Below are 26,600 nucleotides of genomic sequence, written 5' to 3' on the forward strand. Positions count from 1 at the left end.
ATTACGCGTTTTTCGCTTTAAAGTCTTTTAATTTCTCAACTAATTGAGGAAGTACCTGGAACGCATCTCCAACAATTCCGTAGTCTGCAACTTTGAAGAAAGGAGCTTCTGGATCTGTGTTGATTACTACTTTCACTTTGGATGAGTTTACCCCTGCAATATGTTGGATTGCTCCAGAAATACCTACTGCAATATAAAGGTTAGCAGCTACAGGTTTACCTGTTTGTCCTACGTGCTCTTCGTGTGATCTCCATCCCACATCAGATACAGGTTTAGAACAAGCTAAAGCAGCACCTAATACTTCTGCTAAATCTTCTAACATGCCCCAGTTTTCTGGTCCTTTCATACCACGTCCACCAGAAACAACGATATCCGCATCAGCAATCGTTACTTTTCCAGATACTTTCTCTACTCCTTCTACTTTTAGGCTGAAGTCTGCATCATTTAAGCTTGGTGCAAAATCTTCCGTTGCAGCAGCTCCTGAAGCTTCTACTAATCCGAAAGAATTTTTCCCTAAAGCCATTACTTTTACATCCGAAGAAATTTCTGTAAAGTTGAATGCTTTATTTGAAAAACCAGTTCTTTTTACTACAAATGGAGCTGTACTTTCTGGTAGTGCTACTACGTTTGAAGCAAAACCTGCATTCAATCCAACCGCTACAGCTGGCGCTGCATACAAACTATCGGTTGAAGAAGATAAGATCACCAATTTAGCCCCTTCTTTTTGAGCGGCTTGTTTGATTACATCGGCATATGCTTTGGCGTTGAATGTATTTAATTTATCGCTAGATACTTTCAATACCTTGTCTACCCCGTATTTTCCTAATTCGCTAACATCAGAAGCATTAACCGTTACAGCTGTAACTGTTGTTCCCAATGATTCTGCTACTTTTTTCGCATAAGAAGCTAACTCTAATGCTACTTTTTTAAATTTTCCTTCTGCTGATTCAGCATATATTAAAACTGACATACTTTTTCTTTTTAAGGTTAAAAATTACTAGAATTAGATCACTTTTGCTTCGTTGTGCAATAAGTTGATTAACTCATCTAAGTTATCTGGAGCAATCATTTTACAAGCTGATTTTGCAGCTGGTTTTTCAAATTTCACTGCTTTTGTTACAGCTTCTGCTCCTACTGGTTCAAGAACAGTCAAGGCTTTTGTTCTAGCAGCCATAATTCCACGCATATTTGGAATACGCAAGTCTTTCTCGTCTACTAATCCTTTTTGTCCACCAATAACTACTGGTAATTTTCCAGATATTGTCTCTTTACCTCCATCAATTTGACGAATTGCTTTTACTGCTGTACCATCCACATCGATTCCTTCACATGAATTGATGAAATCGTAACCTAACATAGCAGCTAACATTCCGGGAACCATTCCACCATTATAGTCTAATGATTCTTTTCCTGCTAATACTAAATCGTATCCACCATTTTTCACTACTTCAGCTACTTGTTTTGCAACAAATGCACCATCTGTAGGCACTGCATTTACGCGAATTGCTTCATCAGCTCCAATTGCCAATGCTTTTCTTAAGGTAGGCTCTGTATCAGCTCCTCCAACATTTACTACTGTTACCGTAGCTCCTTGTTTTTCTTTAAACCAAATGGCACGTGTTAATGCATATTCATCGTTAGCATTGATCACAAATTGCACTCCATTGGTATCAAACTCAGCATCACCATTTGTGAAATTGATTTTTGATGTAGTATCAGGCACGTGGCTGATGCAAACTAATATCTTCATTATTATTATAGTTTTTTGTTTTACAATATTACTTGTGAACGAAAATAAGAATTAATTTTCAATATTTTACTATGCAAGCATACTAATTAAGTTTGAATTAACCAAATATAATTCACTAAATCACCCAATAAGTCAATATCTTTTAGAGGAAATCTTGCTTCAAATAACCATTTCTTGAAACAAAAGTCAAAAAATTAAAAAGTTTGCAATTTGCATTCGTCTTCGATTTCTCCTTACTATAAAAAAACTCACTGTTAGAATTAAACTAATCCTTTTACAACCTCCATCGACAGGGAGATAAGTTTTCTTTGGAGTGCGTCCATTGTGAGTCCATAATGACTCCATAGTGCGTCTATTAAAAACAACGCATTTAATAGACTGACTATAGACGCAACATGCACCTATACTAGTAACATATTAAAGAAAATAAGGTAAAGACTTACGCTGCGTTCTAAACTGGTGAATGGTGAATGGTAAATGGTGAATGGTAAATGGTAAATGGTGAATGGTGAATGGTAAATAGTGAATGGTAAATAGTGAATAGTAAATAGTGAATAGTAAATAGTGAATAGTAAATAGTAAATAGTGAACTGTTCACCGTAAACCGGTAAACTGTTAACCAAAAAAAGGATGCCCTTTTGGGGCACCCTCTTCCTTTTTATTGTAAAAAAATTTACTTCTGTTTTAAAAAATAATCTTTTTCTTATTTGGTAACACTAGCTACTAAAATATCTCCTTCTGATTTTGAGGTTTCGATTACTTTTCCGTCTTTAATAATTTCCAACATTAAAAGTCCTTTTTTATCCTCGCCATCAATGGTACTTCCCGTAACAGAAACTGCTACTACTTTCTTTCCTGAAAACGATTTAGACCATTCTTTTTTCCCCAAATCCGCAATTGATTCTGTTGATCCACCTTCTACAACAACGATATTGTGAATTACCGCATTATCAGAAGTTTTAGCAACAATTTCATATCCACTATCACTTGAAGAGCTATCATCACTACTGCATGAAGACGCGCCCATAGCTACTACTGCACATATAAGTGCAACTTTAATTTTTTTCAACATAATTAGCATTTTTGAGTTTTACGACACAAATAAAATACGTATCTGAGATATTTACAACTAATTTAATTCAATCGGAAAAACTACATCAATTTGTGTATTTTTTCCACAAAAAGAAGCAGTTAATCTCAAAAACCGTACAATTACTAGCTTCTTTCCTCATTCGAAGTCATAAAAATCCAACCCCTCAAAAAACAACATTTTATAAATAATTCATTGTCAAAAAGTTAAAAATACAAACAACAAATTTATTTCATTTAGTATTCCACAGTCAGATTTCCACTAAAAAAGATAAAGTGTATCGCTCTTGTTTTTCAAATCCACCTGATAAAAGCAAAAAGCGGTATTGTTTTTCTCTTTTTTTGGGCTTAAGAGTAGAAAAAAAGGAGATTCTTGTTTCGAAAATTTGCTTGCCGTTAAAAAAAACAAAACAGAATAGAACATAAGTGTTAGAATGATATTTTTTCATACTTTTGTGACTATTGAATAATTTTACGGAAAATAAGAACTTATGAGAACGATTCAATTTAGAGAGGCCGTATGTGAAGCTATGAGCGAAGAAATGCGTCGCGATGAAACCATATATTTAATTGGAGAAGAAGTAGCTGAATATAATGGTGCATATAAAGCTTCAAAAGGTATGTTGGACGAATTCGGTCCTAAACGCGTAATTGACGCTCCTATTGCAGAACTTGGTTTTGCGGGAATTGCTGTTGGTTCTGCCATGAATGGAAACCGTCCGATTGTTGAATTTATGACATTCAACTTCTCTTTAGTAGGAATCGACCAAATTATAAACAACGCAGCTAAAATGCGTCAGATGTCAGGTGGTCAATTCAACATTCCAATTGTATTTCGCGGACCAACTGCTTCAGCTGGACAATTAGGTGCTACGCACTCACAAGCCTTTGAAAATTGGTTTGCTAACGTACCAGGTTTAAAAGTGGTAGTTCCATCTACTCCCTATGACGCAAAAGGATTATTGAAATCGGCGATTCGCGACAATGACCCTGTTATTTTCATGGAGTCAGAGCAAATGTATGGTGATAAAGGAGAAGTACCAGAGGGAGAATACACGCTACCTATTGGAGTAGCTGATATTAAAAGAGAAGGAAAAGACGTAACGATTGTTTCGTTTGGTAAAATTATCAAAGAAGCATTAAAAGCGGCTGAAGAATTAGAAAAAGAGGGAATCTCTTGTGAGGTAATTGACTTGCGTACGGTTCGTCCAATGGATCAAGAAGCGATCTTAACTTCAGTAAAGAAAACCAACCGTTTGGTTATTTTAGAAGAGGCTTGGCCATTTGGAAGTGTATCTTCAGAGATTACGTACTTAGTTCAAGAACAAGCATTCGATCACTTAGATGCTCCGATTCAAAGAATTACTACAGCAGATACACCTGCACCTTATTCACCCGTATTACTAGAGCAATGGTTACCCAATGCAAATGATGTAATCAAGGCAGTGAAAAAAGTACTATACAGATAAACTTTTTTAAGTAAAAAAAAATTGTATATTTGAATTACTCCATCTTATTTTTTAGGATGGAGTTTTTTGTATTTATGCCTAATATTGACTATGAAAAAAAAGATATTATTTTACCTAATCCCCTTTTTATTTGCTCATTTTCAGAGCTTTGCGCAAACAAAAGTAAGTGGTAAAATTAACGACTCTAACAATGTAGAGGTATCCTATGCAAGCGTTTATTTCAAGAATTCTACGCAAGGAGTCATTGCAAATGAGCTTGGAAAGTTCTATTTGGAAACTGATAAAAACTACGATACGTTGGTCGTGTCTTTCGTTGGCTATAAGACAGCTCACATTCCGCTAAAAAATCGCAGCAACCTTGACTTAACCATCACATTACAAGAGGATAATATGTTGGAAGAAGTCCGCATTTACACAGGAAAAACCTCCAAGAAAAACAACCCTGCCCTCGATATTTTAAGAAAAATATGGGAGCGCAAGCGCAAAAACGGCTTGTATATGTTCGACCAATACGAATTTGATAAATACGAAAAAATCGAATTCGACTTGAACTCCATCGACAGTGCTTATCGCAAAAGCAAAATTTTCAGGGGCATGGAATTTATCTTTGATCAAGTAGATACCAACCGCATCACAGGTAAAACCTATCTTCCTATCTTTATCAATGAAAATATTGGACAGGTATATGGCGATAATCTCGACAACAAAAAAATAGAAAAAACCCTGGGTAACAAAAACTCAGGATTTGATACCAACCAACACATCATTGAGTTTGTAAAAGATTTATATGCTGAATATAATATTTACAACAACTACATCAAGATCTTCGACAAAGACTTCGTCAGTCCTTTGTCGAGAACGGGAATAAACGTATACAACTACGTATTAGCAGATAGTGCCTTTATTGACAATAAATGGTGCTACAATATTGTGTACTACCCTAGACGAAAAGGAGAACTTACCTTTAAAGGAGACTTTTGGGTGAATGACTCGACCTTTGCCATCAAGAAAATCAACATGGAAGCCAGTCGAGATGCCAACATCAACTGGATCAAAGAAATCTATATTGAACAAGAATTCGACGTCTTAAATGACTCCGTTTTCTTGCTGACACGCGATCATTTCATGTCTGACTTTGCTCTTTCTAAAAAGGAAAAGTCAAAAGGTATTTATGGAAAGCGAACCACCATTTACCAAAACCACCAATTCAACATCAAACACCCTGAGGATTTTTATCGTGCAGATGTAAACCAATATGACGAATCGATTTACAATCGCTCGGATGAATTCTGGCAAAACTACCGCTTTGAATCCCTGAGTAAAGATGAATATGGTATTTATAAAATGTTAGATACCTTAAAAACCGTACCCAAATTCAGGTTTTTATTTAATTTCACCTCTACAATTGCGAGTAATTACTACAATATTCCGAAGTATAAATTAGACTATGGTCCAATTTTCTCAACCTTTGGCTATAACGATATTGAAGGCTTGCGCATGCGTGCAGGAGGTAGAACCTATTTTGGTCCGAATGACAAATGGAGACTTGAAGGTTATGGAGCTTATGGCTTCAAAGACAATAAATTCAAATACGGAATGAGTGGAAGACTCATCCTACACAGTCCTTCTCGTTTTATTCTCTTTGGAGGAAATCGCCGAGATGTCGAACAAATTGGGGTAAGCTTAACGGAGACCAATGACGTATTAGGACGAAGTTTTGCATCGAGTTCTCTTTTTGCTAGTGGCGATAACTCTAAACTAACCGATATTAATTTATCAACTGTTGGATTAGAAATTGAACCCGTTAAAAACTTGCGCTTTTTAACGACCTTCAGTTACCGTACCTTAAAACCAGCATCGGAACTCTTTAATCTCGATTACTATATCGACAAAGAACGCACGATGATTTCTAATGAAACCAAGCAATCGGAAATTGAAATGGCCATTGACTATACCCCTGGAAAAAGAACCATTGGTTATGGGGTAGATCGAAATGAAATTGACAAGAAATACTTAAAATTATACCTGCGTTATAGTCACGGATTCAAAGGGGCTTTCGACAGTAATTTCCAGTATGATAAAGTCCAACTCTATGCGAGAAAACCAATTTTACTCGGTGGTTTTGGAACATTCACTACCACCTTTGAAGCGGGAAAAACGTTTGGTGAGGTACCGTTAGGTCTATTGAGCGTTGTTCCAGGTAACCAATCGTGGTTTAACATTGAGAATACATTTGCTAACTTGAATTACTATGAGTTTGTCACCAATGAATACGCGTCTATTCACTTAGAGCACAATTTTGGTGGGCGATTGCTCTCGAGAATTCCTTGGTTTAGAGACCTAAACCTCCGAGAAATCGTTGGTTTTAGAGGAATTTATGGAAAGATCTCTCAAGAAAATATCGACTTGAATGCTTCTCAATTGGTATATAAAGCACCTGAAGATTTTTATTACGAATACTACGTTGGAGTTGGAAACATATTTAAGGTATTTCGACTTGACTTAAGCTGGAGAGGAAATTACTTGGATATGCCAGATGCTAGAAAATTTGCGATACGAGGCTCATTTGCAATTTATTTCTAATAATAAAGATAAAACTTGCTAAAACGCACGAATTGAAGTATTTTTGCACCCATTATTAAGTTATTTGATTATAAAAATAAATGAATATGAGTACATTCGAAACTTTTGACGCCTTTGTTGAAATTCCAGCAGGTAGTAGAAATAAATATGAATATGATTTCGATTTAAAACGATTGAGATTCGACCGTTTACTTTACTCAAACATGAGATACCCTGCAGACTATGGTTTCATTCCTGAAACATTAGCTTTAGATGGTGATCCACTTGACGTATTAGTATTGTTTACTGAACCATCTCTTCCAGGAATGGTTGTAGAAGTAAAACCTGTAGGTATTTTCTACATGGCGGATGATAAAGGACAAGATGAAAAAATTCTTTGTGTTCCTGTTTCTGATCCATTGATGAACAAATTAAACGACATCAACGATGTGAACGAACACTTCAAAAAAGAAGTAGAGCATTTCTTCCAAGTTTACAAAGACTTAGAAAACAAACAAGTGACTACAAACGGTTTTGGAGATAAAGCTGCTGCAATCCAAATGATCAAAGAATGTAAAGAACGCTTTGATAACTTAGAAAATAAAGCAGAAGGTTTATTCAGCATTCGCTACTAAGCAGCTAATAAACCATCTAGTATACGATAAAAAAGCCACTTCACCACGAGGTGGCTTTTTCTTTTACTCCACTCCCATCCTCTTGAGAACCGATTCTACTGAGCTCAATTCCCTCCACTTTCTTAGTTCAGCCAATCGTCCTGACGTTTTCATTTTCCCCAACAAAAAGCATTTAAAAAATATAGTTTACAAACAAAAAACCCTTTTTACGTATATTATTGCTAAAAAACAATTGACTTTAATTTAAAATTATTATTTTCAATTCAAATTAAATCACATGGAACAAGCAATTAAAGCAATCAACAACGTAATCTGGTCGGATATTTTCATTTTCTTATGCTTAGGAGCTGGGTTATTTTTTACCATCAAGACGCGTTTTATACAGGTGCGTTATCTCAAACAAATGGTCAGGCTCCTCTTTACAGAAGGTTCATCAGAAAAAGGGGTAAGTCCTTTCCAGGCCTTCAGCATCGCTATTGCAGGCCGTGTGGGTGTAGGAAATATTGTAGGCGTTGCTACTGCGATTGCCTACGGCGGACCTGGTGCTATTTTTTGGATGTGGATCATAGCATTCTTAGGGAGCGCTTCTGCTTTTGTTGAATCTACCTTAGCTCAAATATACAAGGAAGAAAAAAACGGTCAGTACTGTGGAGGTCCCGCCTTTTACATTGAAAAAGGGCTGAATAACAAAAAACTAGCCATCGCATTTGCTGTGCTAACCATCATAAGCTGTACGTTATTTCTACCGAGTATTCAAGGAAACAGCATCTCAATTAGTATCAAAGATGCTTTTGATGTTCCGCAATGGATAACGGGACTCGGCGTTTGTATCGTATTAAGCTTAACTGTGTTCGGGGGAGCTAAAAAAATTGGAAACATCGCTCAAGTAATTGTGCCATTTATGGCATTGATCTACATTATTATGGCTGTTGTTATTATTGCTATAAACGCCAAAGAAATACCAGGTATTTTCGCTTTAATCTTCCGTTCAGCCTTTAATTTAGAAGCTACTTTCAGTGGTATTTTCGGTGCTGCTATTGCTTGGGGAGTCAAACGAGGCATCTACTCCAATGAAGCAGGACAAGGAACAGCTCCACATGCTGCTGCTGCATCTGAGACTTCACACCCTGTTAAACAAGGATTGGTACAAGCTTTTTCGGTTTATATCGACACACTTTTTGTCTGTACAGCAACCGCTTTAATGATCTTATTCACCCATCAATACAATGTATTTGATCAAGCAGGAAACTATATTGTTCAACATATTCCAGGTGTTGAAGCAGGTTCTGCCTATACTGTACAAGCCATTGCCGTTCACTTTCCGCTAATTGCCAGTCAGTTTATAGCCCTCGCCTTGACCTTTTTCGCCTTTACAACCATTATGGCGTACGTCTTTATCGCCGAATCCAATTTTAATTACTTAACCAATCAACCCAAAATAATCTTGCGTTGGATCATGCGCCTAATACTATTGGCAACCGTTTTTTATGCCTCAATCAATAAATCATCTATTGCTTGGGGAATTGGGGATATTGGTGTTGGCCTGATGGCATGGATTAATTTTATCGTCATTCTCTTGCTACACAAACCAACCATTACCGCCCTACACGACTATATTGCTCAATATAAACAAGGACTAAACCCAATCTTTGATCCAGAAAAACTAAAAATAAAAAATGCAAGTCCTATTTGGCAAAGACTCTTAAAAGAAAGAAAAAGTTAGTTGAACACCTGCGAACTCTTTCCTACCTTTGTTTAAAATTTAAAAACAGCATCATGCATTTTACCATTAGACCTGCACAGCAAGAAGATTTCGACGTTGTTCCTGAATTAATGTTACAAGCGATGGAAGACATCGTGTTCAGTTTCATTCAACAAGAAGATATTGAAGAAGCCATTCATTTTCTGACTACCTTATTCAAACAACCCGATAACTTATATAGCTATCAAAATACCTTTGTCGCTGTAGATGAAGAGGAAAATGTAGTTGGTTCCATTACAGGATACAACGGAGATGACTTTATCAAATTAAGACAACCTGTACTTGATTTAATGAAGAAAAAGTACAGCAATGAAATGATTCCCGAACCCGAAACTGAAGGTGGGGAATACTACTTAGATACAGTAGCTGTATCTCCTTTAGCACAAGGGAAAGGCGTTGGCAGTCATTTGTTAAAAGCTGCAGCGGATTTTGCTAAAGCACAACAATACAAACAAATCGGACTGATTGTCGATTTAGAAAACCCCAATGCAATGAAACTCTATTCAAGATTGGGATTTGTTCAAGGCAAACAACTTGATTTTGTTGGCGGAGAATACTACCACATGTACATTCAATTCTAAAATAAACAGGGGAATATCATTTTGATATTCCCTTTTTTAGTTCCTTTGCTTTATTCCTGATCAGAAATCTTCTTTTTGATAGAGATTATTTATATTTGCCTAAAAATAATCACAATGAGTAAAAATATCACGCCCTATAAAGATTCTCAGCTTGGAAAAAAACAACAAGTAGAGCAAATGTTCGATACAATTTCTGGTAATTATGACAATTTGAATCGAATGATCTCATTAGGGACGGATCAAGGCTGGAGAAGAAAAGTTTTAAAACTGGTTGCGGAAACAAATCCGACGACTATTTTAGATATTGCCACTGGAACAGGTGATATGGCTATTCTATTGTCTAAGACTAACGCTCAAAAAATCACGGGACTCGACCTATCTGCTGGAATGCTAGAGGTGGGAAGAAAAAAAATTCAAGCCTTAAATCTCGAGAAAAGAATCGAAATGATTCAGGGAGATTCGGAGAATTTACCCTTTGAAGACAACTCCTTTGATGCTATTACCGTTGGCTTTGGTATACGAAATTTTGAAAATTTAGAAAAAGGTTTAACAGAAATTTTAAGAGTATTAAAACCTAATGGAATTTTTATTATCTTAGAAACCTCAGTTCCGACTAAATTTCCATTTAAGCAAGGATACTTCTTTTACACCAAAAACATCATGCCTTTCATGGGAAAAATGTTTTCAAAAGATCAAGATGCTTATAAATATTTATCCGATTCAGCCAAAAATTTCCCTTTTGGACAAGAGTTGAACAATATTCTAGTGAAAGTTGGGTTTAAAACTGTAAAACACCGTCCGCAAACGATGGGTATAGCAACCATATATTCTGCTTCAAAGTAGTTATGAGAAAACTGTTTATTTTATTTGTTATTTTATTCACCTCTGCAAATGTATCTGCACAGTGGATTTTTGGAAAAAACCCTATTCGCAATAAACCCGACTGGGACAAACAACGTGTTCATTATGGATACTATATTGGTTCGAATTTCCTGAATTTCAATTATTCTTACGATAAACAGTACTACGATAAAATACGAGAACTGAGTCAAGAATATGGTACAGACCATGCGGAGATTCAAGTTACGGGTGCAATGGGTTTTAACGTTGGACTTGTTGGAAACCTGCGCATCAACGAATACTTAGACTTGCGTTTTGAACCAGGATTAGTGTATTCTAAACGAGACTTAAAGTTTCCTAGCGCACTCATTATGGATTATTATGCCAATAAACCAATTGAAACGCTACCTACCGTACAGGAGTTACTAAACTCTAGCTCGAAATCGATCAGTACCACACTGATTCACTTCCCTTTACTCTTGAAGTTTTCTGCTTTGCGTACAGGAAATATTCGTCCTTATGTGGTTGGAGGTTTTTCGGCTGACTTAAATTTAAGCAGCAATCACAAATCAGAAGACGATAATTACGAAGGGGTTTGGAGAATGAAACAATGGACCACCAATTACGAACTTGGGGTGGGTGTTGATATCTATTTTGAATACTTTAAATTCAGCCCTTCTATTCGTGGTGTATTTGGGTTAAACGACGAATTAATTCGGGATCGCAATCCAGATAGTCCATGGACTGGGCATATTACTTCTATGAAAACTAGAGGTATTTTCTTGAATTTTACGGTGCACTAAAAACCGTTCTTCGGAATTCACTTAAAACAATAGAAGTTGCCATCGCAACATTTAAACTTTCCGTTTGTTGTAAATCACCGAAACGCGGTATGGTTATTCTACGCGTAACCATTTGTTCTAAGACTGCTGAAATCCCATTGGCTTCATTACCCATTACAATTACTCCTGGCTGTACCGCATTCATTTCGTATATATTTTCTCCTCCCAAAAAGGTCCCATAGACAGGTACAGCTGTAGTAGACAATAAAGCAGCTAAATCTGTGTATACAATATTTACACGAGAAACAGACCCCATAGTAGCCTGAATTACCTTTGGATTATATACATCTACCGTTTCTGAAGAACACACCAAATGACGAATTCCGAACCAATCACACAAGCGAATAATCGTTCCTAAATTACCTGGATCGCGAATATCATCTAAGGCCACTACCCAATCCGAAAAATCAACGGTCTTACTTGCTAAACAATGAAAAACAGCCAAGCAATTAGGCGTGGTTGTCAAAGCACTCATTTTCTTCAAATCCTCCTGTGACACCTCTGTTATCTGATTTTCAGGCACTTCAAATCCCATATCTTGGGTCACATACAAATGTTCCAAAACAAAAGAAGATTGCAAGAGTTCTTCGATCACTTTAACCCCTTCTGCAATAAACAATTGGTATTCTTTTCTGTATTTTTTTTGATGAAGGCTTTTTATTCGTTTAATTTGGTTTTTGGTAACCATAAAAAAATGTATTTTTGATCTATATATATCGATGTAATAAAGTTGGGCAAATTTTTATCAAAAATAGTATTTATTCTTATACTCTCTGCATATTTTTTTTCGTGTTCACTAACGAAGAATGTGCCAGAGGATTATGATTTATTGATGGAGAACACCATTGATATCAACGATAAGAAAACTTCAAAAGAAGAAATTCACAATCAGCTCTACCAGCAACCAAATAGTAAATTTCCCGTAATAGGCACTCGCCTGCGCTTGAATCTATACAACCTAGCGCGACAAGATGCAGATTCGAACTACCACGCTTGGCTAGACAAACACCCCAAAACAGATAAAGCCTTAGAAGGATTGCTTTCGCGAAAGCAAGTAAACCGCTTAGGGGAGTCATTTGTTATTTCGGGTTTCAACAATTTTTTAATGAAAACAGGTGAACCTCCCGTTTTATACGATAGCCTTAAAACGGAGAAATCACGAACGCGATTAAAGAACTACTATTTCAACAAAGGCTACTTCGATACCAAAGTAACCAATGAAACCAAGCAGATAGCCAATCAAAAAATAACCAATTCGTATCATGTGACAACGGGTGATCCGTACTATATTGACAGCATTGCGTACCATATTTCCACCCCTGCGCTAAAAACCTTATACGAAACAAATAAACCAAAAAGTACCCTCAAAGAAAATACAGTATTTGATGTAAACAACTTTGAAGAAGAACGCAAACGCTTGACTTCTATTTTTAGAAATAACGGGGCTTATCACTTCCAAGAAATCAATATCCGCTATGAGGTAGATACTATTTTGGATCGCAAAAACAAAGCGAATGTTTTACTTATTGTCGACCAACAAACGGTAAAATCAGGCGATACGCTAACACAGGTTCCCTTTAAGATTTATCAAATCAGCAAAGTGAATATATTCACGGATAACGTTTCTAAAAACAAAGCCTATGTATTAGATAGCTTGCAATACAACGGTTTTAATATCTACAGTTCAACAAAACTACAATATAAACCCAAAGCATTAACTGATGCCATTTTTATTACACCTGAAAGTACATTTAGTGACTCGAGACGTATTTTAACTTCGCGTTCTATTAGTAACTTGCGTATCTTCAACTATCCTGTAATTGAATATTTGGAAGATCCTACAGATCCAGAAGGCAATACATTGATCAGTAATATTTACTTGACTTCGAGAAAAAAGATGACCTTTAACCCTTCTTTGGATGTCACCCACTCCAATATTCAAGATTTTGGTATTGGTGGAAGCATGGGATTACTATTCCGAAATGTCTTTAGGGGAGCCGAAATCTTAGAGTTTGGTTTGAGAGGAACTATTGGATCCTCTCGTCAAATGAGTAACCCTAATGATGTATTTTTCAATGTTACGGAATATGGAGCGGATATCAAATTGACGTTTCCGCGTTTCTTATTCCCTTTTGCCTCCAACAAAATCATTCCTAAAACGATGTTGCCAACGACGGCCATGAGTTTTGGTTTTGCAAGACAGCGAAATATTGGATTAGACAAAGATAATTTTACAGGTATAATCAACTATAGCTGGTATCCTTCACGCAAAAATTCATTTAGTGTCGATGTAGCGAATATTCAGTATGTTCGAAATACCAACCCCAATAATTATTTTAGCGTTTACAAATCATCCTATACCACCTTAAATAGCATTTCCCAAAACTATGACGTACCAGATGAATATGTAGATGCCAATGGCAATTTAACAATACAAGGCGAAGGGGCCAATCAATTCATTAAAGATGCGTTAGCCCCTAACAATCCCATGGGGATCGAGCCCAATGATTACAGTGAGATCCGAAGTATCGAGGAGCGAAAAGTTAGGCTTTCTGAAAATAACCTAATCTTAGCCTCAAACATCTCGTTTAACTCTTCTACGCGTACGGGAATCAACGATCAAAGTTTTTATACTGTACGAGCAAAAGTAGAAGCAGCAGGGGGAATGCTCAATCTTTTTATGAATGGCGTAAGCAATAAAGAAGGCAATACCGGAAAAAAAACCCTCTTTGACGTAGAATACTCACAGTATGTCAAAACAGAACTAGACTATGTTAAATACTGGGATTTAGGCCGTCAACAGGTAGTAGCCCTACGCCTATTTGGAGGTCTTGCTGTTCCCTATGGCAATGCGAACTCAATTCCATTCTCACGCAGCTACTTTTCTGGGGGATCCAATGACAATCGCGGTTGGCAATCTTACCGTCTGGGTCCAGGAAAAAGCGGTGGAATCAACGACTTTAACGAAGCGAATATGAAACTCTTCTTTAGTACAGAATACCGCTTTAACATCAGTGGAAAATGGAACGGTGCGTTCTTTGTAGATGCTGGAAACATTTGGAATGTCTTTGATAATGTGGAGGATAAAAATTATACCTTCAACGGAATAAGCTCACTCAAAGACATGGCAGTGAGTTCTGGTTTGGGAATACGCTATGACTTTAGTTTCTTTGTATTTCGATTAGATGCAGGATTCAAAACCTACGATCCTTCGATATACACCAAACGCAAATGGTTTGGAGAATTTAGCCTAAGAGAGGCTGTCTGGAATGTTGGTATTAATTATCCATTCTAATCAAATAATAATTAGTATTTTTGTCGAATAAATTAAACAACACGACTATGGCACACAATATTAAACCTGGAGTAGCATTTGGAGATCAAGTGCAAGAAATATTCAATTATGCAAAAGAGAAAGGTTTTGCTTTACCAGCTGTTAACGTGACTAGTTCTAGTACGATCAACGGAGTATTGGAAACAGCAGCAAAACTCAATGCACCTGTTATTATTCAATTTTCGAATGGTGGTGCTTCTTTCATGGCAGGGAAAGGTTTATCGAATGAAAATCAAAAATCGGCTATTGCAGGAGCTATTGCAGGAGCAAAACACGTACACACATTAGCTGAAGCCTATGGCGTGTCTGTTATTTTACATACAGATCACTGTGCTAAAAAACTACTACCTTGGATTGATGGTTTACTAGATGCAAGTGAAGAACATATGGCTAAATACGGAAAACCGTTATTCAGCTCTCATATGATTGATTTATCAGAAGAACCTATCAAAGAAAATATAGAAATTTCTAAAAAATACCTTGAACGCATGGATAAGATGGGTATGACTTTAGAAATTGAATTGGGAATTACAGGTGGAGAAGAAGATGGTGTAGACAATACAGGTGTTGACTCTTCAAAACTATATACACAACCAGACGAAGTAGCTTATGCTTATGAGGAATTAAGCAAAATTAGCCCTCGTTTTACTATTGCAGCAGCTTTTGGAAACGTTCACGGTGTTTACAAACCTGGAAACGTAAAGCTTACGCCAATCATCTTAAAGAACTCGCAAGACTATGTGGCTAAAAAATTCAACTTAGGACACAATCCAGTTGACTTTGTTTTCCACGGTGGTTCAGGTTCATCATTAGAAGAAATTAGAGAAGCCATTTCATATGGTGTAATTAAAATGAATATCGATACAGATCTTCAGTTTGCTTACACAGAAGGAATTAGAGATTATATGACTTCTAAAATTGATTATTTAAAAACTCAAATAGGTAACCCAGAAGGAGCCGATGTACCAAATAAAAAGTACTACGATCCTCGTGGATGGGTAAGACAAGGAGAAGTAACTTTCAATACTCGCTTAGAAGAGGCATTTAAAGACTTAAACAATGTAAATACGTTGTAGTTTCTTGAGAAACCTATTAACATAGTATAAACAAAACAGACATTTATGGCTTGGTTTAAAAGAAAAGAAAAAGGAATTCAAACACCAACTGAGGACAAAAAGGATATACCAAAAGGATTATGGTACAAATCACCAACGGGTAAAATAATTGATTCTGAAGAGTTAGAAAAAAATCTTTGGGTTAGCCCTGAAGATGGTTACCACGTTCGAATTGGCAGTAAAGAGTATTTTGAAATTCTTTTTGATAATGGCGATTACAAAGAAATAGCAAAAAGCTTATCTTCAAAAGATATGTTGAAATTTGAGGATACAAAAAAATACGTAGATCGCTTAAAGGAAGCTACTTCAAAAACGCAACTCAATGATGCTGTGCGTGTAGCTGTCGGTAATTCAAAAGGAGAAAAACTAGTTGTTGCAGCCATGGATTTCGCTTTTATTGGTGGATCAATGGGATCTGTAGTAGGTGAAAAAATCGCTAGGGGAATTGACTATTCTTTAAAGCACAAAATTCCTTTTCTAATGATTTCTAAATCAGGAGGAGCACGTATGATGGAAGCTGGTTTTTCATTGATGCAAATGGCAAAAACTTCTGCTAAGTTAACTCAACTTAGTGATGCTAAGATTCCTTACATTTCACTTTGTACGGATCCAACAACAGGTGGTATTTCAGCATCTTTCGCTATGTTAGGTGATATCAATATCGCAGAACCTGGAGCTTTAATTGGCTTCGCTGGACCTCGAATCGTAAAAGATACAACAGGAAAAGATTTACCTGAAGGATTCCAAACTTCTGAATTTTTATTAGAACACGGATTCTTAGACTTCATTACACACCGTAAAGAATTAAAGAAAAACCTAAATCTATACTTGGATTTGATTTTAAATCGTCCAATCAGACACTAATCATAAAAAAGTCTTCCTCTCGGAAGACTTTTTTTATGGAAATGAGTGATGGTATACTTAAGTTCTTTGCTCTTTGTTCTTTGCTCTTTGCACGATGTGTTCGATGAATCTTCGATTTTCGATTTGTTGTTTGGCTTTTGTTGTTTGTGATTTATTAAATTACTCTTATTTAGACTTATCACTCACCACTTATCACACCACTTCACTCACTCACCACTCACCACTCACCACTCACCACTCACCACTTACCACTCACCACTCACCACTCACCACTCACCACTTACCACTCACCACTTACCACTCACCACTTACCACTCACCACTTACCACTCACCACTCACCACTCACCACTCACCAATCACATCCCCGATCGAATAGCCTCTACGGGGTCTAATTTCGCAGCAGAACGAGCAGGAAGATAGCCAGATATCAATCCAATGATCATGGATAATACCAATCCGATGACAATATTAAAGAAGCTCAAAACAAATTGAAAATCCAATAGAGAGCTTACCCCTAGAGCAATAAGCCACACAACAAGAATTCCAACCAATCCACCAATAAGAGCTAATATAATAGATTCAAACAAAAACTGCAGTAATATAATGCGACGCTTTGCACCTATTGCCTTTTGAATGCCAATCAAATGGGTGCGTTCTTTCACGGATACAAACATAATATTGGCAATTCCAAATCCACCAACAAGTAAAGAGAACATACTGATAATCCAACCGACAACATTCATCTGACCGATTATATTATCCATAAACTCCATTAATCCGCCAAATTCATTGACGAAGAAATTTGAATCATCACCAGGTCTTAATCCTCTAAAAGCGCGTAATCGCGTAGTAATCTCATCGCTAAAATGTTTAATATCTACAGCTTTATTAGGTTTAACAATAATAACTGGTGTGTAGGCTTTAATATTATCGCCAAACATTTGTCGAAACAGATTGACAGGTAAATAAGCAGTTTCATCCTGCCCTCCTCCTATTGCTAGCGCTCCTTGCTTCTCCAATACCCCAATAACCACAAATTTTCGTCCATACAGCCGTACATTTTTCCCCAAGGCATCCTGACCTGGAAAAAGCGTATTGGCGATTTCATGTCCAATAACGATTACTGCATTGCCATTCACCGATTCAGATTCGTTGAAAAAACGACCGCTTGCCATTTTTACGTTATCGAGAAATTGCATATCCGAACTACAAGGGCGAACAATAATGCCATTGGCATAGTTACTCTCTGCCTTCATATTTTCATTTCCCACGAAGAAATTGAAAGACGCATATCCTAACCCACTTAAATTTCTTTTTAAATAATCATATTCCTCATAGGTTACATTGGGAAATTGATCCACTTTCCACCTTGGAATTTCAGACGGTCCAAAGGAATGGTTAAACACGTAAATCATGTTGCGATCAAAACCACTTAATTCAGTTTTAATCGTGCGATCCATAGAATCCACAGCAGCTAAAACAGCTATAATAGAAAAAATGCCCACAGTTACACCTAACAGCGACAGTAGTGTTCTTAATTTATTTGTCTTCAATGCATTAAATGCAAACTGAAAACTACTATATAAAAGCCTTAAATATACGATCATAGCAACAAATTCAACGACATACCTATTAGTAGTCGAAGATTCAAAAAGTTACACCTTGGAGCTTATTTTTATGTTGAAAAAACAAGACAATTTACTCATCTTAAAATTAAAATAAAAACTTCTGTATTAACTTTATAAATACCTAGACATTAGTTATTTTTGCCCTTTAATTAATAACACACAATGAACACAACTAAAAAGATTCAATCGGCCTTACTATCTGTTTTCAGCAAAGATGGATTAGAGCCAATTGTACGTGAACTACACAAAAACGAAGTAACAATTTACTCTACAGGGGGTACAGAAACATTCATCAAGAATCTAGGTATACCTGTGGTACCGGTAGAAGACATTACTTCATACCCTTCAATCTTAGGTGGAAGAGTAAAAACATTACACCCAAAAATATTTGGAGGGATCTTAAATAGACAAGATCACGAAGGAGATGTTCAGCAAATGCAAGAATTTGATATTCCTCAAATTGATTTAGTGATTGTAGACCTATACCCTTTTGAAGATACAGTAGCTTCAGGAGCAAATGAAGCTGATATCATTGAAAAAATTGATATCGGAGGAATTTCATTGATTCGCGCAGCAGCAAAAAACTTCCAAGATACAGTTATTGTACCTTCTGTAAACGAATATGATTTATTCTTACAGATGTTAGTAGAGAACAATGGTTCAACAACTTTAGCGCAAAGACGTTTATTAGCGACAAAAGCCTTCCACGTTTCTTCTCACTATGATGGAGCGATTTTCAACTACTTCAACGAAGCAGAAGATACGTTAAAAATCAGCCATGCCAATGGAATTGAATTGCGTTATGGAGAAAACCCCCACCAAAAAGGACATTTCTTTGGCAATTTTGATCAATTATTTGAGAAATTAAACGGAAAAGAGTTATCGTACAACAACTTATTAGATGTTGATGCAGCGGTAAACTTAATGAATGAATTCAAAGGAGAGCAACCTACATTTGCGATCTTAAAACACAACAATGCTTGTGGTGTTGCCCAAAGAAGCACAATGAAAGCGGCCTATGTAGATGCCTTAGCTGGTGATCCAACTTCTGCTTTTGGTGGTGTTTTAATTGCAAACGGCTTAATTGACGTGGAAACAGCAAAAGAAATCAACCAATTATTCTGTGAAGTGGTCATTGCTCCAGCGTATGATGCGGCTGCAGTTGATATTTTAAAAGAAAAGAAAAATAGAATTATCTTAATCTTAAATGAGATTGAATTACCTGCAAAACACGTACGTACTTGTTTAAATGGTATCTTAGTACAAGATAAAGATGGAGTGACTGACAATAAAGATCACTTAACAACCGTTACAAAGCTAACACCTTCAACGAAAGAAGTAGATGATTTACTATTTGCTTCAAAAATCTGTAAACACACCAAATCAAATACCATTGTTTTAGTAAAAGACGGACAATTATGTGCCTCTGGAACTGGACAAACATCAAGAGTAGATGCCTTACGTCAAGCGATTGAAAAAGCTAATTCATTTGAATTCAACCTTCAAGGAGCAGTGATGGCAAGTGATGCATTCTTCCCTTTCCCTGATTGTGTAGAAATTGCAGATAAAGCAGGAATCACAGCAGTTATTCAACCGGGTGGTTCAATAAAAGACGAGTTAAGTATTGCCTATTGTGATGAAAATAAAATCGCAATGGTTTTCACAGGGATTCGTCATTTTAAACATTAATTTACTAATTTTGTAGAACAACATAAATATTAACTCTAAAAGCCTTTTATATCTATGGGATTTTTTGATTTCATGACGGAAGATATCGCAATTGACTTAGGAACTGCGAATACCCTTATCATTCACGATGGAAAAGTTGTCGTTGACAATCCATCAATCGTTGCTAGAGATAGGACAACGGGAAAAATTATAGCCGTTGGTAAAGAAGCGAGTTTGATGCAGGGGAAAACTCATGGTAACATCAAAACGATACGCCCTTTAAAAGACGGAGTTATTGCAGATTTTGACGCATCAGAAAAAATGATAAGCCTCTTTATCAAAAGCATTCCTGCACTGAGAAAGAAAATGTTTACCCCTGCTTTGCGCATGGTTGTATGTATTCCTTCAGGTATAACTGAAGTAGAAATGCGTGCGGTAAAAGAATCTTGTGAGCGAGTGAATGGTAAAGAGGTTTATTTAATACATGAACCTATGTCTGCGGCTATAGGTATTGGTGTAGACATCATGCAACCAAAAGGAAACATGATTGTTGATATCGGAGGAGGAACAACAGAAATCGCTGTTATTGCTTTGGGTGGTATTGTTTGCGATAAATCAGTAAAAATTGCAGGTGATGTTTTCACCAACGATATTATTTACTACATGCGTACACAACACAACTTATTTGTTGGAGAAAGTACAGCAGAAAAAATCAAGATTCAAACGGGTGCTGCTACAGAAGATTTGGAAACAGCTCCAGAAGATATGCTTGTACAAGGACGTGACTTGTTAACGGGAAAACCAAAACAGGTAACAGTTTCTTACCGCGAAATCGCCAAAGCCTTAGACAAATCCATACAACGTATTGAAGATGCCGTAATGGAAACGCTATCACAAACGCCTCCAGAGTTAGCCGCTGATATTTACAATACGGGAATCTACCTAGCAGGTGGAGGATCCATGTTAAGAGGATTAGACAAACGCATCTCTCAAAAAACAGACTTACCGGTTTATATTGCTGAAGATCCACTTCGTGCTGTTGTACGCGGAACAGGTCTAGCGATCAAAAATATTGACAAATACAAAAGTGTATTGATAAAATAAACTAACCTATGCAGCAAATAATTAATTTCTTTATAAAAAACAGTACGAAACTACTGTTTTTGCTGCTTTTAGTTATATCATTTGCCCTAGTACTGAGAACGCATACTTTTCACAAGAGTTCTTTTATTAGTTCGGCAAATGGTGTGACAGGTTACGTCTATGAAAATGTAAATAATTTGAAGGAATACATGCGTCTTAAAACAGAAAATGACGCTTTGGTCCTGGAAAATGCCCTACTAAAAAAACAAGCCTTTAATAGTTCTACTGTTGTGGATTCTGTAGCTATCGAATTACCTGTTCTTGACAATCAAGAACAGATTTACAATGTAATCGTAGCTAAAGTCATTAAAAATGAATTCAACACCAAAGAAAACTATTTAACAATCAAAGGAGGAGAACGAGAAGGTATTACAAAAGATTTAGGAGTAATCAATAGCAACGGAATTGTGGGAATTATTCAAAAATCATCCAAGAAATACTCCACCGTACAAAGTATCTTGAATGCCAAATCGAAAATCAATGCCAAAATAAAAGGATCCAATCACTTTGGAACCTTGCAATGGGATGGAAAGAGCACTGGGTATGTTCAGTTAAATGACATTCCCCGCTTAGCCGAACTTTTCCAAGGCGATACTATTGTTACTGGAGGTATTTCAGATATTTTCCCAGAAAACATCCCTATTGGTACCATTGAAAAAGCTTATACTACAGAAAGCTCTAATTACTTTACCATTGAAGTCAAACTTTTTAATGACATGACAAACTTAGGGTATGTGTATGTGATTAAAAATAACGACCTTGAAGAAATTAACGAACTAGAAGAAGCAACACGCAATGAATAGTGCTATTTCAAATATAACTCGCTTTGTTATCTTATTAATAGCGCAAGTATTAATATTTAACAATCTTGATTTATTTTCTTTTATAAATCCATTTCCCTATATTCTCTTTATCATCTTGTATCCTACAGATGGCAATAAAGCCTTGTTCTATGTTTCGAGTTTCTTATTGGGACTTACCATAGACATGTTTGAGAACTCCGGGGGCGTGCATGCAGCAGCTTCATTAGTACTTGCTTTCAGTAGACCCTTGGTCCTGAAATTTTCTTTTGGTATTAGTTACCAATACCACAACCTCAATGTCTTAAAGAAAGTAACCCATGATTTATTTTCTTCCATGGAGGTATTTGGATACCTGATTTTTACCGTTGTTATTCATCATGTTGTTTTATTTGCCTTGGAGTTTCTTCGATTTAATTTTATCTTGGAAATCTTATTGCGAACCTTACTAACAACGATAACGACCTTACTGAGCTGCATTCTTATCTTGTATTTGATTAAACCATCTAAACGATGAGAAAGTTATTACTTCCTATTATCATCGTTATAGTAACGATAACCATTCTGATTCGACTGTTTTACTTACAGGTCGTCGATGATACCTATATCAAAAAATCAGAAAACAATGCGTTAAAGATTGTATACGAATATCCAGAAAGGGGTTATATTTTCGATCGAAATAAAAAATTGCTCGTTGCGAATCAACCCTCGTATGACATCATGGTTATTCCACGTGAGGTAAAGGATATTGATACCCTTGCCTTGTGTAAACTACTGGATGTATCCCTAGAAGAATTCAAAATAAAACTGCAAAAAGCGACGGTTTATAGCCCACGCTTACCATCTGTATTCTTAGCCCAGCTAAGCAAATCGGAATATGCAGCCTTTCAAGAAAAAATTCGTCACTTCAATGGATTTTACGTTCAAAAGCGTTCCTTGCGAGACTACCAAGTGAATTCGGGTGCCAACGTTTTTGGTTACATCCGACAAGTAAACGAAGACAACATCAAGAGAAACCCCTACTATAGATCAGGAGATTTAATTGGTATTCAAGGGGTTGAACAACAATATGAAGAGATTTTAAGAGGAACAAAAGGAGTAAAATACATCCAACGCGATCGCTTTAATCGCGAAATTGGCTCTTTTAAAGATGGAATTTACGATACTATTTCAATTAAAGGAAGCGATATCACCCTAACCATTGATCAGGAATTACAGGCCTATGGTGAACTCTTAATGAAAAACAAACGCGGGGGTATTGTAGCAATAGAGCCCAAAACAGGAGAAATCTTGGCGCTTATCAATGCACCATCCTATGATCCTGGCTTGTTAGTAGGTAGAGAACGCTCGAAAAATTACACCAAGCTATACAATGATTCCTTAGCTAAACCGTTATACAATCGCGTATTGTCGGGAGAGTATTCCCCAGGTTCGCCATTCAAAATCTTAACAGGATTGATTGGTTTACAAGAAGGGGTAATTACAGAACAGACGGCCTTTAGCTGTAACCGTGGATTTTATTATGGACGTGGCGCCTGGATGGGATGTCACGACTCTGGAACGTGGAGTTTACGTCACGCATTGGCCTTGTCTTGCAATACCTATTTTGCACAAACCTATAAAAAGATCATTGAAAAATACAAAACACCAGCCGAAGGGATTGATCGTTGGAGCAAGCATTTAGAGAGCTTTGGACTGGGGCAATTCTTAGGGTATGATTTACCCGAAGGACGAAAAGGACATATTCCCAATTCAGCCTATTACGACCGTTGGTACCCCAATAAAGGATGGAAAAGTACAACGACCATTTCTAACTCAATTGGTCAGGGAGAGGTTATTACCACTCCTATACAGCTAGCTAATATGATAGCTGCCGTAGCAAACCGAGGCTATTACTATACCCCTCACATCATCAAAGATATCGAAGATCACAAGATTGATAAAAAATTTGTAACCAAACAAGTAACCACTATTGACCCCAAACACTTTGAACCGATTGTTCAAGGCATGAATCAAGTATTCCACATTGGAACAGGGAGAAGCGTAGCCGTTCCTCAATTGGAAATGGCTGGAAAAACAGGTACAGTAGAAAACTTTACCCGCATCAATGGAAAGCGTTATCAATTAGCAGATCACTCCGTATTTGTTGCCTTTGCGCCTATTGATGATCCACAAATTGTCGTAGCTGTTTTTATTGAAAATGGAGTTTGGGGTGCACGATGGGCAGCGCCGATTACGAGTTTAATGCTTCAAAAATACTTACTTCCTGAGGTTGTTCGCACTGATTTAGAGAAGCGAATGTTAGAAGGAAGTTTAGAAAGCGAATACAACAAAGTTTTACAATTATACAATTTAGCGGATAAGCAGAAAAAACAATGAGAAGCGGAAGCGTACAAAAGCATATAGACTGGATAACTATTTTGTTATACCTTTTACTTGTTGTTGCAGGATGGGTAAATATTTATTCTACTTCACTACCAAGTGAGGAAGCTAGTATTTTTGATTTTAGCCAAATATACGGTAGACAACTGGTCTTTATTTTGACGTGTATCCCCCTTATCATCCTTATACTCGCTTTAGACACTAAGTTTTACGAAAAATACGCCTTGATCTTTTATATCATAGGGATTCTATCCATCCTCGGTCTATTCGTCTTTGGTAAGTCAGTAAAAGGACAAACCAATTGGTACCAAATTGGAGGATTGGGAATACAACCCTCTGAGTTTGTAAAGACAACCACTGCTCTACTCTTAGCCAAGTATTTTTCGGATCACCAAGGAACGTTAAAGACATTTAAAGAGCAAATAACCGCCTTTACCATCATTGGAATTCCCACCTTACTTATTTTAAAACACGACACAGGAAGTGCGATGTTATTTGCATCCTTAATCTTTGTGTTGTATCGAGAAGGTCTTCCCTCTTGGTATTTGTGGTCGGGATTTATCACAATTGCTTTATTTATTGCGTCTTTAGTTGTAAAACCTTCGTTAATAATTACAACCATTGCATTATTAACACTTCTACACTACTACTTTAACAAAAACATCAATAGAAACCCCTTTATTTATCTTATTTTAGCCACCGTAATGTGCGGCTTTGTACTATCCGTTGATTATGTGTATGACAATGTACTTGAACCCCATCAAAAGGATAGAATAAACGTTTTACTCGGCGAAAATGTAGACCTCCAAGCCGAAGGATATAATCTGAATCAATCGAAAATTGCTATTGGTTCAGGTGGATGGCAGGGTACTGGTTTCCTTCAAGGAACACAGACCAAAGGTGGCTTTGTGCCCGAACAACACACCGATTATATCTTTACAACAGTTGGAGAGGAATGGGGATTCGTTGGTTCTAGTACCATCATCATCTTGTTTCTTTGCTTGTTTTTCCGCTTAATTTATTTGGCAGAAAAACAAAAAAAACGATTCAATAAAGTCTATGGTTATTGCGTAGTGAGTTTTTTATTTATTCACTTTGCCTTTAACATCACCATGCTTGTGGGATTATTCCCTACCATTGGTGTACCCCTTCCTTTCTTCTCCTATGGAGGTTCGAGTTTAATCGCCTTTACCTTATTGCTATTCATCTTTTTAAAATTAGATGCCAATAGAATTAATGAATGGTAATACTCACTACAAACAACAATAAAAACAAAATAGAGAAGAAGAAAATGAAAAAAACATTTTTAATCACCGGACTATTGCTACTTGGTTCAACAGCTATTCACGCACAAGAAGCAGAAAAAACAACTGAAACAGCACCTGTTTTACCAGAAACTCCAGCTTATCAAATTGTCGAAAGTACTGTAGAGGAACTAACGACAGCAGAAGCTCCTATGACAGCAGAAGAGCTCAAAGCATTCAACCAGCAACAGAAGCAAATTGAACGCGAGAGAAAGGCCGAAATTAAGAAGCAAAAGGAAATTGCCAAGACACAGAAAAACATTCAAAAAGCAACTGCTAAATTGAATAAAACGAAGATCAAATACAACAAAGAAAACGATGAGTACAATCGCGATATGGCATTAGGTAAGATCGCTCCTGTTCAGGAATTAAAAATCAAAACGAAATTGCATAAGTACCAAACGCAAATTGCCAATCTAGAATTTGATATTAAAGCAGAAGAATACAAATACGAAACTTTAACGAAATAAGAAAGAAAGCGAAACCTAGGTTTCGCTTTTTAGTTTACCGTAAACAAAAAAACCGATAACAAAGTTATCGGTTTTTCACTTGTGTGGTGCCTCCAGGAATCGAACCAGGGACACAAGGATTTTCAGTCCTTTGCTCTACCAACTGAGCTAAGGCACCCAGTGCTTGTTTAGTTTAAAATTTGTGGTGCCTCCAGGAATCGAACCAGGGACACAAGGATTTTCAGTCCTTTGCTCTACCAACTGAGCTAAGGCACCAGTTTTAAACTAAGATACTAAAAGCTAATTTTGTGGTGCCTCCAGGAATCGAACCAGGGACACAAGGATTTTCAGTCCTTTGCTCTACCAACTGAGCTAAGGCACC

The 26,600-nt window shown here is 36.7% G+C and carries 22 protein-coding genes and 3 tRNA genes; 17 read left to right on the top strand and 8 right to left on the bottom strand.

What is annotated here, in order from left to right; translation table 11 throughout:
- Position 1 precedes the first annotated feature (1 nt).
- From ACPDHL_RS05940 to ACPDHL_RS05950, 3 genes are all read right to left on the bottom strand, one after another.
- Positions 2 to 970, bottom strand: coding sequence for an electron transfer flavoprotein subunit alpha/FixB family protein (locus ACPDHL_RS05940; protein ID WP_430531878.1), 969 nt, complete (start codon positions 968 to 970; stop codon positions 2 to 4).
- 33 nt (positions 971 to 1,003) lie between these two features.
- The gene (locus tag ACPDHL_RS05945) at positions 1,004 to 1,750 is read right to left on the bottom strand and encodes an electron transfer flavoprotein subunit beta/FixA family protein (RefSeq protein ID WP_430531879.1); all 747 of its coding nucleotides are present in this window, start codon (positions 1,748 to 1,750) and stop codon (positions 1,004 to 1,006) included.
- Between the two features lie 703 nt (positions 1,751 to 2,453).
- The gene (locus ACPDHL_RS05950; protein ID WP_430531880.1) at positions 2,454 to 2,822 is read right to left on the bottom strand and encodes a hypothetical protein; all 369 of its coding nucleotides are present in this window, start codon (positions 2,820 to 2,822) and stop codon (positions 2,454 to 2,456) included.
- A 508-nt stretch (positions 2,823 to 3,330) separates the two neighbouring features.
- Here ACPDHL_RS05950 and ACPDHL_RS05955 point away from each other — a divergent pair.
- The 7 genes from ACPDHL_RS05955 (at position 3,331) to ACPDHL_RS05985 (ending at position 11,491) form a co-directional block, all read left to right on the top strand.
- Positions 3,331 to 4,308 (top strand): pyruvate dehydrogenase complex E1 component subunit beta, encoded by a 978-nt coding sequence (locus ACPDHL_RS05955; RefSeq protein WP_430531881.1) that lies wholly within the window; start codon positions 3,331 to 3,333, stop codon positions 4,306 to 4,308.
- Positions 4,309 to 4,398: 90 nt separating this feature from the next.
- On the top strand, positions 4,399 to 6,891 hold the full coding sequence (locus tag ACPDHL_RS05960; protein ID WP_430531882.1) for a DUF5686 family protein: 2,493 nt from the start codon (positions 4,399 to 4,401) through the stop codon (positions 6,889 to 6,891).
- Positions 6,892 to 6,977: 86 nt separating this feature from the next.
- Positions 6,978 to 7,505, top strand: a complete 528-nt coding sequence (locus ACPDHL_RS05965; RefSeq protein ID WP_430531883.1) for an inorganic diphosphatase — start codon at positions 6,978 to 6,980, stop codon at positions 7,503 to 7,505.
- A gap of 277 nt (positions 7,506 to 7,782) precedes the next feature.
- The gene (locus ACPDHL_RS05970; RefSeq protein ID WP_430531884.1) at positions 7,783 to 9,228 is read left to right on the top strand and encodes an alanine/glycine:cation symporter family protein; all 1,446 of its coding nucleotides are present in this window, start codon (positions 7,783 to 7,785) and stop codon (positions 9,226 to 9,228) included.
- 53 nt (positions 9,229 to 9,281) lie between these two features.
- Positions 9,282 to 9,848 (top strand): GNAT family N-acetyltransferase, encoded by a 567-nt coding sequence (locus ACPDHL_RS05975; RefSeq protein WP_430531885.1) that lies wholly within the window; start codon positions 9,282 to 9,284, stop codon positions 9,846 to 9,848.
- Positions 9,849 to 9,962: 114 nt separating this feature from the next.
- Entirely contained in the window at positions 9,963 to 10,691 is a 729-nt protein-coding gene (gene ubiE / locus ACPDHL_RS05980) for a bifunctional demethylmenaquinone methyltransferase/2-methoxy-6-polyprenyl-1,4-benzoquinol methylase UbiE (protein ID WP_430531886.1), read from the top strand.
- 2 nt (positions 10,692 to 10,693) lie between these two features.
- Positions 10,694 to 11,491, top strand: coding sequence for a porin family protein (locus ACPDHL_RS05985; RefSeq protein ID WP_430531887.1), 798 nt, complete (start codon positions 10,694 to 10,696; stop codon positions 11,489 to 11,491).
- Here the strand turns inward: ACPDHL_RS05985 and ACPDHL_RS05990 are convergent.
- The gene (locus tag ACPDHL_RS05990; protein ID WP_430531888.1) at positions 11,478 to 12,218 is read right to left on the bottom strand and encodes a TrmH family RNA methyltransferase; all 741 of its coding nucleotides are present in this window, start codon (positions 12,216 to 12,218) and stop codon (positions 11,478 to 11,480) included. The genes ACPDHL_RS05985 and ACPDHL_RS05990 overlap by 14 nt on opposite strands.
- A 120-nt stretch (positions 12,219 to 12,338) precedes the next feature.
- Here ACPDHL_RS05990 and ACPDHL_RS05995 point away from each other — a divergent pair, with 120 nt between their 5' ends.
- From ACPDHL_RS05995 to accD, 3 genes are read left to right on the top strand one after another with little or no spacing between them, the layout of a single operon-like run.
- A complete protein-coding gene (locus ACPDHL_RS05995) occupies positions 12,339 to 14,825 on the top strand; it encodes a BamA/TamA family outer membrane protein (protein WP_430531889.1) in 2,487 nt (828 codons plus the stop codon).
- Between the two features lie 47 nt (positions 14,826 to 14,872).
- Positions 14,873 to 15,940, top strand: coding sequence for a class II fructose-bisphosphate aldolase (gene fbaA, locus ACPDHL_RS06000; RefSeq protein WP_182625625.1), 1,068 nt, complete (start codon positions 14,873 to 14,875; stop codon positions 15,938 to 15,940).
- A 45-nt stretch (positions 15,941 to 15,985) separates the two neighbouring features.
- Positions 15,986 to 16,843: an acetyl-CoA carboxylase, carboxyltransferase subunit beta gene (accD, locus tag ACPDHL_RS06005; protein ID WP_430531890.1), complete on the top strand. Its 858-nt coding sequence runs from the start codon at positions 15,986 to 15,988 to the stop codon at positions 16,841 to 16,843.
- 357 nt (positions 16,844 to 17,200) lie between these two features.
- On the opposite strand, the gene ACPDHL_RS06010 is transcribed toward accD, so the two are convergent.
- Positions 17,201 to 18,451: an ABC transporter permease gene (locus ACPDHL_RS06010; RefSeq protein ID WP_430531891.1), complete on the bottom strand. Its 1,251-nt coding sequence runs from the start codon at positions 18,449 to 18,451 to the stop codon at positions 17,201 to 17,203.
- 183 nt (positions 18,452 to 18,634) lie between these two features.
- On the opposite strand from ACPDHL_RS06010, the gene purH reads away from it, so the two are divergent.
- The 7 genes from purH to ACPDHL_RS06045 are packed head-to-tail and all read left to right on the top strand — an operon-like array spanning position 18,635 to position 26,239.
- Positions 18,635 to 20,161 carry a bifunctional phosphoribosylaminoimidazolecarboxamide formyltransferase/IMP cyclohydrolase gene (gene purH / locus ACPDHL_RS06015; RefSeq protein WP_430531892.1) on the top strand — a complete coding sequence of 509 codons (1,527 nt, stop codon included), beginning with the start codon at positions 18,635 to 18,637 and terminating at the stop codon, positions 20,159 to 20,161.
- A 54-nt stretch (positions 20,162 to 20,215) separates the two neighbouring features.
- Complete coding sequence (locus tag ACPDHL_RS06020) at positions 20,216 to 21,244, top strand: rod shape-determining protein (protein ID WP_060872609.1); 1,029 nt, start codon at positions 20,216 to 20,218, stop codon at positions 21,242 to 21,244.
- Positions 21,245 to 21,252: 8 nt separating this feature from the next.
- Positions 21,253 to 22,086 (top strand): rod shape-determining protein MreC, encoded by an 834-nt coding sequence (gene mreC / locus ACPDHL_RS06025; protein ID WP_430531893.1) that lies wholly within the window; start codon positions 21,253 to 21,255, stop codon positions 22,084 to 22,086.
- Entirely contained in the window at positions 22,079 to 22,600 is a 522-nt protein-coding gene (locus ACPDHL_RS06030) for a rod shape-determining protein MreD (RefSeq protein WP_430531894.1), read from the top strand. Before mreC ends, ACPDHL_RS06030 begins: the two co-directional genes overlap by 8 nt.
- A complete protein-coding gene (gene mrdA / locus ACPDHL_RS06035) occupies positions 22,597 to 24,462 on the top strand; it encodes a penicillin-binding protein 2 (protein WP_430531895.1) in 1,866 nt (621 codons plus the stop codon). Before ACPDHL_RS06030 ends, mrdA begins: the two co-directional genes overlap by 4 nt.
- A complete protein-coding gene (rodA, locus tag ACPDHL_RS06040) occupies positions 24,459 to 25,712 on the top strand; it encodes a rod shape-determining protein RodA (protein WP_430531896.1) in 1,254 nt (417 codons plus the stop codon). Before mrdA ends, rodA begins: the two co-directional genes overlap by 4 nt.
- A 44-nt stretch (positions 25,713 to 25,756) precedes the next feature.
- The gene (locus ACPDHL_RS06045) at positions 25,757 to 26,239 is read left to right on the top strand and encodes a hypothetical protein (protein ID WP_430531897.1); all 483 of its coding nucleotides are present in this window, start codon (positions 25,757 to 25,759) and stop codon (positions 26,237 to 26,239) included.
- A gap of 84 nt (positions 26,240 to 26,323) precedes the next feature.
- On the opposite strand, the gene ACPDHL_RS06050 is transcribed toward ACPDHL_RS06045, so the two are convergent.
- The 3 genes from ACPDHL_RS06050 to ACPDHL_RS06060 form a co-directional block, all read right to left on the bottom strand.
- Positions 26,324 to 26,396 (bottom strand) — tRNA-Phe (locus ACPDHL_RS06050).
- A gap of 25 nt (positions 26,397 to 26,421) precedes the next feature.
- Positions 26,422 to 26,494, bottom strand: a tRNA-Phe gene (locus tag ACPDHL_RS06055).
- A 33-nt stretch (positions 26,495 to 26,527) separates the two neighbouring features.
- Positions 26,528 to 26,600, bottom strand: a tRNA-Phe gene (locus ACPDHL_RS06060).

It is taken from the genome of Myroides sp. C15-4, from assembly GCF_050522745.1.
In the GTDB taxonomy this organism is placed as follows: domain Bacteria; phylum Bacteroidota; class Bacteroidia; order Flavobacteriales; family Flavobacteriaceae; genus Flavobacterium.